The sequence below is a fragment of the Streptomyces sp. NPDC050263 genome, assembly GCF_040655955.1.
Classification (GTDB): Bacteria; Actinomycetota; Actinomycetes; order Streptomycetales; family Streptomycetaceae; genus Streptomyces.
The window spans coordinates 1-2,367 of record NZ_JBFAKW010000269.1; the positions used below are offsets into that span (position 1 = coordinate 1).

Annotated in this window: 3 protein-coding genes and 1 pseudogene; 3 read left to right on the forward strand and 1 reads right to left on the reverse strand. The window is 60.8% G+C overall.

The features are described from left to right. The coding region (locus AB0J04_RS45820; protein ID WP_363174675.1) for an RHS repeat-associated core domain-containing protein at positions 1–1,077 on the forward strand (1,077 nt) is incomplete at its 5' end. A gap of 82 nt (positions 1,078–1,159) precedes the next feature. Continuing rightward, entirely contained in the window at positions 1,160–1,498 is a 339-nt protein-coding gene (locus tag AB0J04_RS45825) for an ankyrin repeat domain-containing protein (RefSeq protein ID WP_363174676.1), read from the forward strand. Between the two features lie 198 nt (positions 1,499–1,696). On the opposite strand, the gene AB0J04_RS45830 is transcribed toward AB0J04_RS45825, so the two are convergent. Beyond that, the gene (locus AB0J04_RS45830; RefSeq protein WP_363174677.1) at positions 1,697–2,002 is read right to left on the reverse strand and encodes a YrhB domain-containing protein; all 306 of its coding nucleotides are present in this window, start codon (positions 2,000–2,002) and stop codon (positions 1,697–1,699) included. 26 nt (positions 2,003–2,028) lie between these two features. On the opposite strand from AB0J04_RS45830, the pseudogene AB0J04_RS45835 reads away from it, so the two are divergent. After that, positions 2,029–2,269: pseudogene (locus tag AB0J04_RS45835) on the forward strand (transposase family protein); the annotation flags it as partial. Between the last annotated feature and the right edge of the window lie 98 nt (positions 2,270–2,367).

The window sequence follows — 2,367 nt, forward strand, 5'->3', positions numbered from 1 at the left end:
CTGTACGGCCCCTGGCCCGACGACAAGGGCTTCCTCGGCAAGACGAAGGACGCCACGACGGGCCTGACCCACATCGGCGCCCGCGAATACGACCCAGGCATCGGCCAGTTCATCAGCGTCGACCCGATCCTGGACTCCAGCGACCCTCAAACCATCAACGGCTACAGCTACTCCGCCAACAACCCCGTCACTTCTAGCGACCCCACCGGAACTATCAGAATGGAACAGGACGGGAACCAGTGCAGTGGTGGTTGGAAGGAGTGTGGTCCGGGGGGCTCGAGTCTCGGCGGCGGTAACTCGTCCGGGGGCGGAACGGCGAGCGGTGGGGACTCCTCCGAGGAAGCGCCGGCCGTCGACCCGTGCAGTTACTGGAAATGCGACAGCAACGGAAATCTGCCGGTGGGGGACGGAACCGGGGCCGGTAATATCTGCAACGTTTCTGTGAGTAGCGGATGCGATACGGAATTCCGCGAGCGCGTCGCGCGCGATTATGCCGAAATGACGGTACTCGACGACTACTGGAACTGTACATTCCATCACGACGAGCAGGCATGCGACGTTGCAGGAAGCGCGTTCTCTTCGGGCGGCGGAACATGGGCCGGAAGCATCTTCGTCGCAATGTCAAGCAGGCTTCAGGAACGACTTCTCAACCGTGCCGAGGCGAGCGCCGCGAATGCGGCGAATCGAGCCGCGATCGACCGGGCCATCGCGAATAGTATATTGGGTAAGCGTAGGGCTGGCCTGGCTGGTGTACTGAGGGTTGGTCAAGGTGATCCGCAGTCTCTGTTGTCCATCAGTGGAAGACAGGGTACTCGTAAAGGTGTTGTCCCTGATGTTGGCGCCGAGGGTAACCCTGCCCGCTACAAGGCGACGGCTACCGGAAATAATAAGCGCGAAGACGACACCGAGTACAAGATGCTGACGTACATCGCTAATCAACTCGGAAAGTCGTCGAATGTGAAAGGCAGTCTGACGTTGCATTCGACACAGCCGGCCTGTTTCTCCTGCACTTCAGTGATTGGCCAGTTTGCTCAGGAGTTTCCGAATATCCGCATAAACTACACTTCTGGGCAATAGGGTAGAATCTCCAAGTGGGTGCCGATGGCGTGCCGAAATATCGGTTCGCCATCGGCGGTTTCTGTATCGTGAGGGAGTCGCAATGGGAGTAGAGTCGTGGACGCCCGTGCATCAGGCCGTCGAGACTGGCGACTACGAGGAGCTCGCTGTCCTGCTCGACTCGGGAGCGGACCCAAATGAGGTTTGCTTTGAAATGACACTGCTTGCACATGCTGTCGAACTCGAAGGTGATTCGACACTCCAGACTGGGTGTCGTTTGCACGCTGCGCTTACGGCCATCGTGCTTTCCTATGGTGCCGATCCGACGCTGGTTTCGCGTGGCGGACAGACGCCCTTGGAAATTGCAGAAGAGTATAATCACGAGCCAGCTAAGCGTCTGATTTCCTCATTCCTGGATCTGTATACGGGTTCGTCGAATTAGGGTGATGATCCTAGTGTCTCCCGATCCTGATACTGTTACCTCGAGTTGTTCTTGACGAGTTTCTTCACACAGGTCTGGACGCGCCTTCGTAGCTGGCAGGAGACGGCGTGCGGGTATTCCGTCAGCCACGCCTTCCCGTTCGGGGTGGTGTGCGTAAGCGATGTCCCGTTAGTGCGGTCGCGGACGGCCCCAGCCATGTCAGGTGGTTGGGCTCTTCCATAGGTGGCGCTCGTCGAGGGTCCCGAAGCGGATGTCTCCGCGATCAAGGTCGACGAGGATGGGCCAGCAGTCCAGCAGCTGTTGTCTCGGGTCACGCGAGGCGAGGTACTGCGCGGAGTTGTAGGGCACGATCAGAAGCCCGTAGCTCTCGCGGACTCGCTCTGCGTCGATCGCAAGGGGCGGCTCGTCATCGCGCTGGCTGCGCGCCAGAAACGCCACGGCGAGTTGCAGGGCTTCTTCCTGCTCCATCATGCCTCTCCAGTCCGTTGGCTCAACGATGCGCACCCTAACCATCCTGGGATGATCTTCAGGTGGCTGGTGTGATCACGGCGTCGGAGCCGTCCTGGATAGCCCTGTCCTCCGGGCTGAGCTCACGTCAGTTACGCAAGCTGATTACCGCGTTGCGGCGGGAGGGAGCGGATCCGGTGCGCAAGGGCCGGCCGTGGAGCCTGCCGCTGGAGGACCGGGTGCTGCTGGTCGCCGCGTACTGGCGGACCGAACCTCACGCTGCGGCAGTTGGCTCCGCTGTTCGGGATCTCGAAGTCCGCGGCCGACCGGCGATCAGCGACCCGACCACTCTGGGCGGCACCGGCTCCGCTGAAACCCAGTGCTTCGCCTACGACGGCCACCGGCGCATGATCGAGGCCTGG

Bases quoted from the DNA above. Each gene is read 5' to 3' on its own strand.
- AB0J04_RS45825 (WP_363174676.1), top strand. From the start codon at position 1,160: ATGGGAGTAGAGTCGTGGACGCCCGTGCATCAGGCCGTCGAGACTGGC.